We start from the raw sequence: 13054 nt of genomic DNA on the forward strand, positions 1-13054 counted from the left end.
ATGACTGCCATTACCTCCATCTTCGGGCTTCCATCTTCCATCCTTTACATTATATTTTCTATTCCATCATTTTCTAATCATTGCAGAGAATTTATTGTTGAGGTCTGCCATTACCTCCATCTTCCGGCTTCCATCCTCCGGCCTCTTTCAACTTCCACATCTTTTCACTACTTTTATCGAATAAAAAAACGATGCCCCTTTACCGAGATTTTTCAGATGATAATGCCACGATCCTTGTATGGAAATATGATGAAAGCGAAGAACTTGATATCAATGACCTTCTGGAACCTGAAAATGCCGAAAAGGTAAAAGATTACCATCCTAAAAAACTCCTGGAGGTATTGATGGTGCGTAAACTTTTAAAAGGTTTAAAGCCTCACTCCAAGATTTTATATAAAGAAAGGGAACCGTTCCTGTCACCTAAAGATGCGGAAATTTCCATCACCCATTCCTTTCCATTTGCGGCAATTGCTGTTTCCAGAAACAAAATCGGGATCGATATTGAAAAATTCAATCCGAAGATTTTAAGGGTTATCGATAAATTCACCTACGAGAATGAAAGAGGATTTATTCCTGAAGATAATGCTCCGGCCTTTTATACCATTATCTGGAGTGTGAAGGAGAGTATGTACAAGATCCACCACTCGAAATACTGGTCACTGAAGAAAAACTACGAGGTAAAACCATTTGAACTGAAGCATCTTTATAAAATAAGCTGCAGGGTTTATGACGAGCAGTTTTCGGATGAGTTCAAGGCAAGGGTTGAGTTTTTTGACGATTATTGCTTTACGATTGTGGAAGAGTAGGATCAGCCTCGCTTTTGTATTTTTCGATTACTTTCCTCTGCTCTTTCGCCACATCATAGATCAGTTCCAGAATATCATGGATGTTTTTCAACTCGGTTAAATGCGAAATCTTATCAGGATCTCTCCGGTCAACAAGATCATTTTCCTCGATTTCTGTTTTCCTTTTCAGGATCATATCTTCAATGGACGAATCTTCAGGTTCCAAACGGCTTTCCATTTTTAAAGCCTCGTTGATCTCGTTTCCGTTCAGCAAAACAGACGTCTGCTGCATTTCTGCTTCAATTTTTCTGCTCCAGCTTTCAGCATCTATTTCAGGATACTTTTCGTTGTTCTTGGAGTATTGCGAAAGCGAAGCGGTATAGGCTGTAACCAGGTGTGAAGTCGCCACAAACTGATGTACAACTTCCAGTTTCTTTTGTTGGTTCTTCGGCTCAGAGATCATTCTCTGGAAGTTATCGGAAAGATTGGCCAGTGAAATGATGGCATTTTTACGTTTTACTTTATAATCTTCGATATCAAAATTTCCGTTCAGGAATTTGGAAATCACACTTTCGAAATAGATCAGGTTGTCAGCCGCAGATTTTTTCATCAGGTCAAGGTTCTGGGTATGTTCCCAGACCGGCAGAACAATATAAGATACGGCAAAAGCGATCATTCCGGCTATAATGGTATCCAGGATTCTGTCTTTGAAAATAACATCTACGTTTCCGGGATTTAAAAAGTTAAAGCTTAGGAATACATAAATTGTCATAAAGAGGACCGCCCAGAAATATCTGCCTTTAAGAAAACTGAAACACATGATCATGCTGAGAAGCAAAACCGTAAATAAAATACCGTTAATATGAATAAAATGGAGGATCACATAGGCGATGACAGCTCCTGCAATTGTTCCGTACAGACGGAGAAGATTCCGTTTCTTGGTGATGGAATAGGCCGGTTTCAATATCGCAGTGATCGTGATCAAAATCCAGTAGGTATGACCCAATCCGAGGAAATCAAACATAGAGAAAAGATACCCCACAAGAAGAGCCGTGGTAATTCTTATCGCATGCCTGAAATGTGAAGAGGACAGTGAAATATTATTCCTTAAAACCTTAAAGTTCAGTTTTTCTTCATTAGGCATGAACTTTTTCAGATCCAGACCTGTGGAAAGACTTTTGGCCAGTTTTACATCCTGCGAGAATACTTTATAGATTTCATTGATTTCCTTTGTAATCTCATTGATACGCATCAGGATCTGGCGTAGAATCATGAAATTTTCCAGATTATCCGGGTTCAGCTGTTTGTTGCGGAGCTCAAAATAATGGAAATTCAGGTTTTTCAGTTCATGATCCAGATCAAAAATGGATCTTGCTCTGGTTCCGCTTTGAAGAGCGATTCCGATATTGGTGATTTCTTCGGCAAGAAGGTTGAGGTAATCGTGGATATTCACCAGGATCATGCTGTCTTCAAAACTCTGCTGCAGCTTCTGATAATCACTTTCCGAGGTCATCAGCTTTTCATGAAGATCCATGGAATTCAGGAACATCAGCATGAGAAGGCGGCTGGTTGTTGTAGATTCGTTAACGATGGTTCTTGTTTTAAAAACGGTTTCCCTGGTTTCTTCCTGAAGGTTTTTGATCCCGATCTGCTTCGCAATAACCTGAGTGGTCAGTTTATCAAAATCAGGATTTTTCTGGTAATAATTAGCTTTGATTTTTAAAAATTCGGCAAGCTGAAGATAGTTTTCCCCGATCATCTGTCCCGCCAGTTTATAAGGCTGGATGGTAGTGACAACGAGGAAGATCAGCAGAAACCAGATGCATCCGGAGGCGAAGATCAGCAGACTTTTAAAAATATTTCCTCCTGTAAGATGTCCGTCAATAAAAATCGCCAGCACTACAAGAGATAAGGAACCCACGGCGGCAAGTCTTTGTCCGTAAACTCCGATCAGGGAGAAAAATATCCCGAAAACAATAATTTCCAGGATCACCAGCACTTTGAAATTCATAACAAGGCTGGCAATAAGCGCCACAAAAACAAAGCAGAAAATAGCAAAGGTCAGTGCATTTCTTCTTCTGATAAAAGGTCCGGGCTGGTCGCAAAGGGCTACAAAACTGGTTCCCAGGGGAAACAGAAAGTATTCTTTCAAAATTCCGAAATGGGCGAGAACTAAACAGGGCAGGACAGTTGCCAGCGTAATTCTGATTGCAGAATACACATATTGGCTGGTAACGAATTTTTTGAGCTCTGCTGAATAGTTCATACTGCAAAATTACTTATTGGAAACAAGAAAAGCCTTATAAAAAGTAGACTTTTGCAAACTTATATATTATATTTCTGTTATTATTTGTCAATTGGTAATTAGATAGCAGATGTAAGATATCAAGCATTAGACACAAGACAATGAGATTGAGGAATGAGGATTTTGAGATTTTGTGAATGGTCAATAAGGTGAATGGTGAATTTTCCAATGGAATTATTGACAATTGACTTGCGCAGCAAAATTGACATTTGACAGGAATACTGTGAATGGTGAATCGTCAATGGTGAATTTTTCCAGCCACAATATTCACTATTCACTTGCACAGCAAAATTGACATTTGACAGGAATACCGTGAATTGTGAATCGTCAAAGGTGAATTTTTCCCAGCCATCATATTCACTATTGACTTGCGTAGCAAAATTGACATTTCACAACAATAAGGTAAATGGTAAATTCTTCATTTAAAATTTTAAAAATTTATTTTTTATGGTTGAAGGTTTTCATGGCATCTTTTTTCTTAATTTAGTTTTTCCGGGGAAACATTAACTGCTTTATTTTGACATTGAATGAAAATGTCCTGATCAATCCTGTTTTGTTACCTTTTCTGTCATTTGAATATTAAAAACAAAAAAGCACATGGAAATCACGATTAAAAGCCTGTTCATCATTTTATTTTCTTTCGCCATCGTAAGCTGTGGTCCGCAAAAAACAGACTCATTTAAAGCAAAAGAAATTTATAAATCGGAGAATTTAATTATTACCCAGATTTCGGAAAATTCTTTTATCCATACTTCTTATAAACAGACGAACGACTTTGGCAACGTTCCCTGTAACGGGCTTGTTGTAAAAAATAATAATGAAACGATTGTTTTTGATACTCCGATTAATGATAAAAGTTCAGAAGAACTGATACAGTGGATCAATAACCACCTTCATGCAAAAATCAATGCCGTCATTCCAACCCACTTTCATGATGACAGTATTGGCGGGCTGCAGGCGTTTCATAATCATAATATTCCTTCTTATGCCTATTCCAGAACTACTGAACTGGCAAAGGAAAATAATTTCGTTATTCCTAAAAACAGCTTCAGTGATTCTGTAGTTTTAAAGGTGGGTAATGAAGAGGTTACTGCGAAATTCTTTGGAGAAGGACATACTAAAGATAATGCGGTGGGCTACTTTCCTGCCGAAAATATACTGTTCGGAGGCTGTTTATTAAAAGAACTTGAAGCCGGGAAAGGTTATCTGGGCGATGCCAATGTTCCGGCGTGGTCCGAAACCGTTGAAAAAGTAAAGCAGGCATATCCGGATGTGAAAATTGTGGTTCCGGGCCATGGAGATTATGGGAATGGAAAGCTGCTTGATTATACTATTAAATTGTTCAAAACTCAATAGAGGAGAGGTTAAGGTTTTGAGAGTCCGAGAGTCGGAGAGTTATAGGGTGAGAGGGTTTTAGAGTTTTGGACTGTTTGTCAGTTGCAGGTTGCTAGTTTCTGCTAATTAAGTTAATGAGTTATCGTCTGAAATCTGGTGTCTGAAATCTAAAATTTTGGTTCCTGGATCTTGGCTTTATCATTCACTATTCACTTGCGAAGCAAAATTGACATTTCACAACAAAAGTGTGAATTGTGAATCGTCAATAGTGAATTTTTCAACGGATTATTGACAATTGACTTGCGGAGTAAAATTCACCATTGACAAAAAAGTCTTCACTATTGATCATAAAAAAAGTCTCATAACCATGAGACTTTTTTTATATATGATAATGTTCTTAATAATCTACGTTCGATGTTTCATCACCAATGTTCCAGGTAAGACCAAAACGAAGGGTGTTATCCAAAGCTGTATTGATTTTTGACATATTGATCAGATAAGAAATATCAAGTCCGAAAGAACGGTATTTCAATCCGATACCTGCTGTTGCGAACTGTCTTGCTCCCTGCTCTTCGCTTTCGTGGAAGTAACCTGTTCTTACTGCAAATGCGTTGTCATAAGAATATTCCAAAGCACCACTCATCATGATCGAGTTTTTGTTTTTGAAAGATTTTCCGATTCCGGCCATTACTCCTACGTTAGGAATTTCATATATCGGCTTTCTTGTATTCGGGTCTATTCCTGCATATTCCGATCCCGGAACAAGGATTTTTGAACCTTCTACGCTCAATCCGATTTTGTTCATGTCATCTAAATACATATCGTATCCAAGTCCTAATCTTGCCATGGTAGGCAGGTAAGATCTGGATTCTTCATTTCCTGTATAGTCCAGTTTCGGACCTAAGTTCTGGATAGCCAGACCCGCGTTGAATTTACCGTCATAACCTCCGATACTTGAGAATCTTGGAGAGGTATAGTATGCAGAAACGTCTACAGCAAAAGAGTTGGCTGCTTTAAGCGTAGTATCTGTGTTGAACCCTCCGGCTAAATCTGAACGGATGAATCTACCGGTAACGGCCATTGAGTATGAGTCAGAAAGTTTCAGACCGTAAGCAACGTCGATGGAGAATTCATTAGGTTTTGATGTACCCATAGAAGCTACTTCAGACCCTACCAATTGAGTAAGGTCTACCTCACCCATGTTGAAATAATAGATACTGGCAGAGATGGTAGATCTTTCTTCCTGTCCCAGGAATTTATGGAACGCACCATATAACAGGAATACATCATTGGTCAGTTTTCCCATATAAGGAGTATAGTTAAGACCTACGGAAGAACTTGTTCTGCTAAAAGGATATTTTGCCGCATTCCAGAATTGTGAAAATGCATCCGGTGAAGTTACCACCCCTTGGTCTCCCATACCTCCAGCTCTTGCATCTGGTGCAATTCTTAGAAAAGGAGCTCCGGTCAATACTGGATTTATTTTACTTAAATCTTGCGAATAGCCTAAAAAACCAGCACTTAAACCAAATCCCAAAAGCAGTTTAGTAGTTAAATTCATATGTTGTCTTTTATATATTATCAGTTTTTTATAAATATTATTATCTATGTATTATTTAAATTATTTCAAAAGTACCATTTTTTCTACAGCTGTAGCACTTCCTTTGCATTTTTCTTGATTTTGACTTTTTGCAAATATCTTAAAAATATACGTACCTTTTGCAACAGTTGACCCAAAATCATCTCTTCCGTCCCATTCTATTGCCTGACGTGGCGTTCTAAAGCCCTGTAGGAACGGTTCTGCGATGACAGCCTGAGATAAAGTTCTCACTAATTTTCCTGTTATGGTGTAAATCTGAACATTCACATCCAAAATATCATCACAGTTGTGTTCAAACTGAACATAGGTTTTGTTGGTAAACGGATTCGGCCAGTTGAGCGGTCTGTTGATCACAAGGTGCTGGTCAGCTTCATCCTTAACCTCAAAGTTTAACGTAGCAGTTGTCGAATTATTGTTTATATCCCAAACTTTAAATGTTAACTGGTGTTGTCCTATCGCAAGGTTTCTGAAAGGGTAGGTTACATTCCCCTTCTGATAATCCGCAAGACTAGGGCTCAGACATCCGTTTCCTTCTCCTGAAGCGAAGAAATCATTCAGAACAACCGTGTTGATAATCTGGCCGTCAAGATACACTGTAATGTCGTGGCCTACACCAGATCCTGTAGAGTTGATTCCCGTATCATCCGTTACACATGCTAAAAGCATAGGATTCTGATTCGTGATTCCACCGTCTGCAAAATTGGTATTGTTCATATACAGTTTTACTTTTGGCGGCTCATTATCATTAATTCCGTTCGGGTTGATGTCTCCTACCTGTACAGCCTGATTATTGAATACATCTGAGACTTTATTATCAGCGTAGCCTAATATTCTTCCCTGTCCTACAGCATAGTTGATGTCTTTAGGAACATAGAACTCTACCGTGAACACACCGTTTACAGCCGTTCCCGAAGCCTTAACGATAGCACTTCCTTCTTCTGTGTAATCCATTACCGGAGCCAGTACTCCGTCATTATTAAGGGTCTTTTTGTTTAATCTCTTATCAAAAATATGGATGGATACTCTTCCGTTGAAGGTTGTATTTACGGTTCCGTTAGGATTGTTGATGTGGCCTTTTACTTTAATAAAATCCAGTCCTCTGATAAGTCCCGGTACCGGAGATTCAATACCGTCAATAACCAGCTGTCTCTGAGGTCTGCTCAGTTTCATGGCCGGATCTCCAAGGAAATTTACCTTCAGGTGGTCAATATTGGCTCCTTTTTGTTTTTTAGCATTTAAATGAGCGTATCCTAATGTTTCAAAATCATCATTGACAAGTTTGAAAATATTCTTTGTATAGGTATCTGTAAAGAGACGTCCGTAATCTACTCCAATAGCACGGCTGGAAGTAATCATCGCAGCAGCACCTCCCTGTTTCAGTTTAATGAACTGCTCTCCTGCAGAAGAAGTCCCCGGTTCATCCCATAATGTAAATTCACAGGTAATGGTTGATACCAGCGGGAATCTGCTGTATACATTAGAAAAATTATTGGCATTCTGGATCTCCGTACTGGTTAATATCCTTTCCTGAGCCCATCCGTTGATCCCTCCATGCCCGAAATAGAATAAATAAAGACTGTTTCCGATATCATTGGAGATCGCCTGCGTTACCTGTGGATATCTTTGTCCTGCTGCAGTACTCTGAGCCGGGAAAGCATCCATGTATAGCTTTCTTACGTTATATTCTTTCAGTTCCAGCTGGCCCGGCTGTTCAAAAATAGTAGACAGAGTGTTGTTCATCACTTCATGGAAAGGGCTTCCCCCGTCCTTATCATCATCCACTACAAAATCAAGCTTCATTCTCCATTCCCCGAAAGGAGAAGACTGTCCCGGAAGCGCATTATAATAGGCAAGCGTTTTGTTCATCATATCTGCCGCTTCCGTTGCATTGGCTGCCGGAATTCTTCCTACCGGAATATCAGGTAAATTATTTTCGATGAACTCGGTGGTCTGCGGCTGTGTCATCACAATATAATCGTCCGTTACGAAAGAGCCTACAAAATCTGCAGAATGCTCTCCCTGGTAGCTGGAAACAATATTGGAATTGCCGGATATTCTGTTTTTATAATCAAAAGAGGCATCCCCTAAAATAAATACATATTTAAGTCTTCCTCCCGTATTAAGTTTTGTGATAAAATCTCTTATAGCAGTAAGATCCCTGCTTCCGCTTCCGAATTCATTATAAATTTTGGTAGGATCTACAATTTCTACGGTATAATTGTTTTTGGTCTGGTGATAGCTGGCCAGTCTTTGAGCCTGTCCCATCATTTCAGGAACGGTCAGGATCAGGTAATCCACATTCTGAAGGGCAGAAAGATTCTGGTTCGCCACTCTTTCCACATATAAAGGACTGAAAGCTGCATCCGCTCTGAACGCTACAAATTCATTATTAAAGTTCGGGTCAGCCGCAATATAACCAAAGTTAAAGCTTCCGGCACCCGCCTTGTTTACTCTTCTGTTGGCATTGGTAATATCAGTCACATCCCATACCTGTTCCATATTGGTGGCATTGGAGATCCCGAAACCATAACTGTCATTGGATCCGCTGGCTATGGAGAAATCCCTGAAACTCATCTGCGATCCGTTGAACGTAAGATTTTCCTTATACTGTACTTCCACATAATCCAGGTGGAAAGTTCCGTTAGGATTTACTGAAATATTAGGGGAGTAGTTAAACGTAATCTGGTTTCCGCTCAGATTGGATATGATTCCTTCATATTTCAGCTGGTGAAAATCATAAGCGTAGGTTGCTGTATTGGCGGGAACGCTCTGTACGGATGGATTTTGGTTGTTAATCTTAAATTCAACACTGTTTTGCTGTGCCCTGTAGCCTGCAACGCGGGTTCTGAACTTAATAACATCACCACCCTGTATAGGTGAAGCAGTAGTGAATGTCACTGCTTTGTCTGTATTGAACGGGGCTTCTTCTACCCATATTCTTCCTACTTTTAGCAGGTTTCTCTGATCGTTATTAACGACCTGGTAATTGTCATATCTGGTAATTAAATTTCCAGCCGGAAGATTTACGTCTACCGGTTGTACCCTTTTACCCGGACCTTTATCGAAGTTGATAAAATAATATGAAAAATCTTCATAAATATTTTTCAGGTTATTGCTTTGGTCGGTTCTTGTATCTACTCTTTTGAAACCGTTTCCATTTGTATTATCATAAAGATTGTATCCGTTCGGTCCCTGAGCATAAAACAGGGCATAGTCTCCGTCATTCCATACATTGTCTTCTTCACCCACCACCTGAATGGCATTTTCCTGAAGTGCGCTGTATTTCGTGTCCTGATTGTATTCCGGAAGCATAACCCCTCCGTTACCGTAAATTCTGAAATTTTTCGGATTTACAGAAGCCGGATTGATTCCGTTGTCTCTTAAAAACTGGGCTGTAATTTTAAATATTCCCGAACGGTCTACTTTTATTTTATAAAAACCTCCGCTTGAAAGAGGGTTGGCAGTAGTTCCTACCTTATTGGCCGTCCCGGATCTGAAATTATTCGAAGCGCCTGTTTCAGAAATATTGAAAGAAGAAAGTCTCTGAACACGGCCTTTAACATTCTTAAATAATGCAACACTGATGCTGGCGTACCTTTCGCCCTCCAGTGTATAATAGGCTACATCTGCCACCTCAAAATCAGGCAGACGGCTCTTGTCAAGATCATATAAATCCTTATTGGAAACACTTTCCCAGGCAAGATCCGAAACTTTCAGCTGCTTTTCTCCTATTTTTTGTGTAGTGATGATAAAAACATTATTTTGGCTGAACGAAAAACCTTCATTTTTGAAATTTGGAAGATTTAATTTTGTGTCACCAAAATCCTGGATTTTTGAGCCTTCCCATTCTATGGCTTTTCTCTGGGCCCAAAGTGTTGATACAAAAGAGAATAGTAATAAAAAGGTGATTTTTTGTTTCATGTTTATTATTGAAATTTCTGAATTACAAATAAAATGAAAATTTTAGAATTAAATTGTGATACAATAAAATTAATTTGTTAACGTTTTTCAAAAAAATCAAATGTTTACTTGATTTATTGAATAATTTATTTTTTCTTTGTACTTTGAAAATATTTATATCGACTATGAAAAAACTAAAGTTGTTTTCATTAATAGCATTAAGTTCTACACTTGCATTAACCAGCTGTGGCGGATCAGGGACCAGCAAAGGAGGCGGTACTAAAAAATTTGTCAGCAAGACGGGTTGGAAACCAAACGAAAAACAAGGTTGGTTTTTTGCAGGAAAGCAACAAAAACAGAAGGGGTGGCCAGGAATGGTATATGTAGAAGGTGGAACTTTTACAATGGGATTAGTGAAAGATGATGTTATGCATGATTGGAATAACACACCGCGCAGAATGCAGGTAAGTTCATTCTTTATCGGAGAAACAGAAATTACTAACTACGAATACCGCGAATACCTTACATGGTTGAAGTACGTATTTCCACCAAGTGACCCTAGCTTTAAGGAGATCTACAACGGCGCACTGCCAGATACTCTTTTATGGGACAACAAACTTGCTAGAAACGATTATAATGAAACTTATCTTCGTTCTCCAGAATTCGATTACTACCCGGTAGTAGGGGTTTCCTGGACGCAGGCGAACAGATATTGTGAATGGCTTACAGACAGAGCGAATGAAAAAGCTTTGATGCAGGCCGGAGTTATTGCTAAAGATTTGTATATCAACGAATCCAATAACCAGGGTGGAACAGCATTCAACATGGATAAATTCAAATCGAATGATCCGGAAATGCAGGGATATATCAACGAGAAAAGAATGCAGCAAAAATCTGGTATGAAAACGACCAACCAGAGACTTCTTTCTGCAAACAGAGCTCCAAACTCTTCAATGGTTCAGAAGTTCAGACTTCCTACCGAAGTGGAATGGGAATATGCTGCTCTTGGTATGGCTAAAAACAGAGAATACAACCAGTACTTAGGGAAAAAACCTGAAATCGAAAGATTAAGAGGTACTAAGGGAAGAGATAAAGGAATGTTCCTTGAAAACTTCAAAATGGGAACCGGTGACTATTCAGGAATCTCAGGATGGAAAAATGACGGATCTGCACAAACTGCAGATGTAAGACAATATCCTTCTAACGATCTTGGAATCTACGGTATGTACGGAAACGTGTCTGAATGGACTGCTGACGTATACAGACCTATCATTGATGAAGATTTCAGCGATTTCAACTACTACAGAGGGAATATGCCTCAGGCAGTGGTAAGAAACGGTGACGGAACTTACAAAATGATCGACGAAGGAAGCATCAAGTATGACACATTAGCTGACGGCAGATTGGTATACAGAGGACTTCCAGGACAGTTTGAAAGAGAAACTATCGCTGACTACAGAAACTACAGAGATGGTGACAGACAGTCTTCTTTAGAATATTACAGAGCTTCAGACTCAGCTTCCGCTTATGATATGTACAACTCTCCTAAGAGCAGATTTGTAGTAGATGGAGGAGGAAAAGTAAAACTTCTGAAAGATACCAAAGACAGAACTTCAGCATTATCTAATGATGTAAGAGTGGTGAAAGGTGGTTCTTGGCAGGATACAGCGTATTGGTTGGATCCGGGACAAAGAAGATACAAAAACCAGGGGAAAGCTTTCGGATGGATTGGCTTCCGTGTTGCACAGGATGCTAGAGCTAGCGATAAGAGCAGAACTAGAAGATAATATTATCAAAATACTTATAAAAAACCTTCCGGATTTCCGGAAGGTTTTTTTATTTTTGAAGTATGAATATAGAACAGTTTTATCCTTTATTTTTAAAGTCAGATAAAGTAACGATCGACAGCAGAAAAGTAGGCAGGAATGATATTTTCTTTGCCTTTTCCGGTGATAATTTCAATGCGGCAACCCTGGCTGAAAAAGCGGCAGATGACGGAGCTTTGGCCGTGATCGTAGAACAGCAGGAATTTGAAAATAAGGAAAAAAATATCTTCTATGTTCCGTCTACACTGGAATTTCTTCAACAGCTTGCCGTTTACCACAGAAATCAGCTGAATATTCCAATCATTGGGCTTACGGGAAGTAACGGGAAAACGACGACCAAAGAAATTATCCACGCGGTTCTTTCAGAGAAATTCAATGTGCAGTATACCTACGGGAATTTAAATAACCATATCGGAGTTCCGCTGACGATTCTTTCTATTAAACCTGAACATGAAATGGCGGTCATTGAAATGGGAGCGAACCACCAGAAGGAAATAGAACTTTTATGTACCATTTCACAGCCGGATTTCGGGTATATTACTAATTTCGGGAAAGCCCATTTGGAAGGTTTTGGTGGATTTGAAGGCGTGATTAAAGGAAAATCCGAGCTTTATGATTATCTGAAAAATCACCAGCGTACCATCGTAGTGAATGAAAATGATCCTATTCAGAAAGAAAAAACGGAAAATTATACGCCAAAAATTACTTTTGGAAATGAAGATTCGGATTATCAGTTCGGGCTGTTTTCAGAAGAACATTTTGTAGGACTGGAATTTCAGGGCGAAAAAGCCGTTTCAAAACTGACCGGAGAATATAATTTTACCAATTTATGTGCGGCAGCCAGTCTTGGTCTTCACTTCGGGATCAGCTTTGAACAGATCAGACATGCCATCGAAAAGTATACGCCGACCAATATGCGTTCGCAGGTTGTAAAAAAAGAGGGGAGAACACTGGTACTGGATACCTACAACGCTAATCCAAGCTCTATGACTGCTTCGCTGCAAAATTTTGTTACCTTCGGGGGAAGCAAAACCGTTATTATCGGGGATATGCTTGAGTTGGGTGATGAAAGTGAAAAAGAACATCAGAATATTCTAAAACTCGCCCTGGAACTGGCATTTGACCAGATTATTACGGTAGGAAAGCACTTTAAAGCTGTTAATCCTTCTGTCTTATCTTTTGAACATACAGCAGAACTGATAGAATACCTTCAAAACAACAAAATACAGTCTGAAAATATCCTGTTAAAAGGGTCAAGAGGTATTGCTCTTGAAAAATCCATAGAATTGATCTGATAAGAAAA

The 13054-nt window shown here is 39.2% G+C and carries 7 protein-coding genes; 4 read left to right on the forward strand and 3 right to left on the reverse strand.

What is annotated here, in order from left to right:
- Window positions 1-191: 191 nt before the first annotated feature.
- Window positions 192-806 carry a 4'-phosphopantetheinyl transferase family protein gene (locus JET18_RS04915; RefSeq protein WP_202089500.1) on the forward strand — a complete coding sequence of 205 codons (615 nt, stop codon included), beginning with the start codon at window positions 192-194 and terminating at the stop codon, window positions 804-806.
- On the opposite strand, the gene JET18_RS04920 is transcribed toward JET18_RS04915, so the two are convergent.
- On the reverse strand, window positions 787-3051 hold the full coding sequence (locus JET18_RS04920; RefSeq protein WP_202089501.1) for an FUSC family protein: 2265 nt from the start codon (window positions 3049-3051) through the stop codon (window positions 787-789). The two genes, JET18_RS04915 and JET18_RS04920, sit on opposite strands and share 20 nt — an antisense overlap.
- A 636-nt stretch (window positions 3052-3687) precedes the next feature.
- Here JET18_RS04920 and blaCHM point away from each other — a divergent pair.
- Window positions 3688-4446 carry a CHM family subclass B1 metallo-beta-lactamase gene (gene blaCHM / locus JET18_RS04925; RefSeq protein ID WP_228728485.1) on the forward strand — a complete coding sequence of 253 codons (759 nt, stop codon included), beginning with the start codon at window positions 3688-3690 and terminating at the stop codon, window positions 4444-4446.
- A gap of 376 nt (window positions 4447-4822) precedes the next feature.
- Here the strand turns inward: blaCHM and porV are convergent, their stop codons facing one another.
- Both porV and porU read right to left on the reverse strand, forming a co-directional pair.
- Window positions 4823-5986, reverse strand: coding sequence for a type IX secretion system outer membrane channel protein PorV (porV, locus tag JET18_RS04930; RefSeq protein WP_202089502.1), 1164 nt, complete (start codon window positions 5984-5986; stop codon window positions 4823-4825).
- Between the two features lie 60 nt (window positions 5987-6046).
- Complete coding sequence (gene porU / locus JET18_RS04935) at window positions 6047-9946, reverse strand: type IX secretion system sortase PorU (RefSeq protein ID WP_202089503.1); 3900 nt, start codon at window positions 9944-9946, stop codon at window positions 6047-6049.
- A 164-nt stretch (window positions 9947-10110) separates the two neighbouring features.
- On the opposite strand from porU, the gene gldJ reads away from it, so the two are divergent.
- A complete protein-coding gene (gldJ, locus tag JET18_RS04940; RefSeq protein ID WP_202089504.1) occupies window positions 10111-11712 on the forward strand; it encodes a gliding motility lipoprotein GldJ in 1602 nt (533 codons plus the stop codon).
- A gap of 62 nt (window positions 11713-11774) precedes the next feature.
- Window positions 11775-13046 carry a UDP-N-acetylmuramoyl-tripeptide--D-alanyl-D-alanine ligase gene (locus JET18_RS04945; RefSeq protein ID WP_202089505.1) on the forward strand — a complete coding sequence of 424 codons (1272 nt, stop codon included), beginning with the start codon at window positions 11775-11777 and terminating at the stop codon, window positions 13044-13046.
- Window positions 13047-13054 lie beyond the last annotated feature (8 nt).

This window comes from Chryseobacterium endalhagicum (genome assembly GCF_016745235.1).
GTDB lineage: Bacteria > Bacteroidota > Bacteroidia > Flavobacteriales > Weeksellaceae > Chryseobacterium > Chryseobacterium endalhagicum.

Excerpts from the sequence above, each read along its gene's own strand:
- JET18_RS04915 (WP_202089500.1), top strand. The coding sequence starts at position 192 with ATGCCCCTTTACCGAGATTTTTCAGATGATAATGCCACGATCCTTGTA.
- JET18_RS04920 (WP_202089501.1), bottom strand. The coding sequence starts at position 3,051 with ATGAACTATTCAGCAGAGCTCAAAAAATTCGTTACCAGCCAATATGTG.
- blaCHM (WP_228728485.1), top strand. The coding sequence starts at position 3,688 with ATGGAAATCACGATTAAAAGCCTGTTCATCATTTTATTTTCTTTCGCC.
- porV (WP_202089502.1), bottom strand. The coding sequence starts at position 5,986 with ATGAATTTAACTACTAAACTGCTTTTGGGATTTGGTTTAAGTGCTGGT.
- porU (WP_202089503.1), bottom strand. The coding sequence starts at position 9,946 with ATGAAACAAAAAATCACCTTTTTATTACTATTCTCTTTTGTATCAACA.
- gldJ (WP_202089504.1), top strand. The coding sequence starts at position 10,111 with ATGAAAAAACTAAAGTTGTTTTCATTAATAGCATTAAGTTCTACACTT.
- JET18_RS04945 (WP_202089505.1), top strand. The coding sequence starts at position 11,775 with ATGAATATAGAACAGTTTTATCCTTTATTTTTAAAGTCAGATAAAGTA.